This is a genomic window from Micromonospora sp. DT233 (assembly GCF_049841815.1).
Lineage (GTDB): Bacteria > Actinomycetota > Actinomycetes > Mycobacteriales > Micromonosporaceae > Micromonospora.
On the sequence record NZ_JBNCLB010000042.1, the window covers coordinates 1 to 710 of the forward strand.

The 710-nt window shown below is 73.2% G+C and carries 1 protein-coding gene; it reads right to left on the reverse strand.

Features of this window, described 5'->3' with window-relative positions; all coding sequences use genetic code 11:
- A partial coding sequence (locus ACLQ2V_RS28105) for an acyltransferase domain-containing protein (protein ID WP_425721726.1) occupies nucleotides 1-710 on the reverse strand: 710 nt, incomplete at both ends.

Below are 710 nucleotides of genomic sequence, written 5' to 3' on the forward strand. Positions count from 1 at the left end.
CGGGTGAACTCGGCCAGCATCGGGTCCATCAGCGCCGAGTGGAACGCGTGGCTGACTTCCAGCCAGCGGCCCTGCCGCTCGGTCAGGGCGGCCGTGACCCGCTCCACCGCAGCGCGCTCGCCGGAGACCACGACCTGGCCGGGGGCGTTGACGGCCGCGATCGACGCCCCGTCGACCAGCAGCGGGGACACCTCATCGAGGCTGGCCCGCACCGCCCACATCGCCCCACCCGTGGGCAGGGCCTGCATCAACGACGCCCGCGCCGCCACCAGCCGACACGCGTCCGGCAGGTCAAGGACGCCCGCGACGTGCGCGGCGGCGAGCTCGCCGATGGAGTGACCGACCAGGTAGTCGGGGTGCACCCCCCAGGAGGCGAGGAGACGGAACAACGCCACCTCCACCGCGAACAGGGCCGGCTGCGCCCACCCGGTCCGACCCAGATCGTCGGCGGAGCCGTCGATCACCTCACGCAGCGGGCGATCCAACAACGTGTCGAACTGCGCGCACACCTCCGACAACGCGGCCTCGAAGACCGGGAACGCCGCCGCCAGGTCCCGACCCATGCCAACCCGCTGACTGCCCTGACCGGAGAACACGAACCCCGTCAGGCCACCCCGGACGGCACCCGAGACCACGGCCGGCACGGACTGACCCGCCGCCAACGCCGCCAGACCCGCCCGCAACTCGGCGCCGTCCGCACCCAACACCAC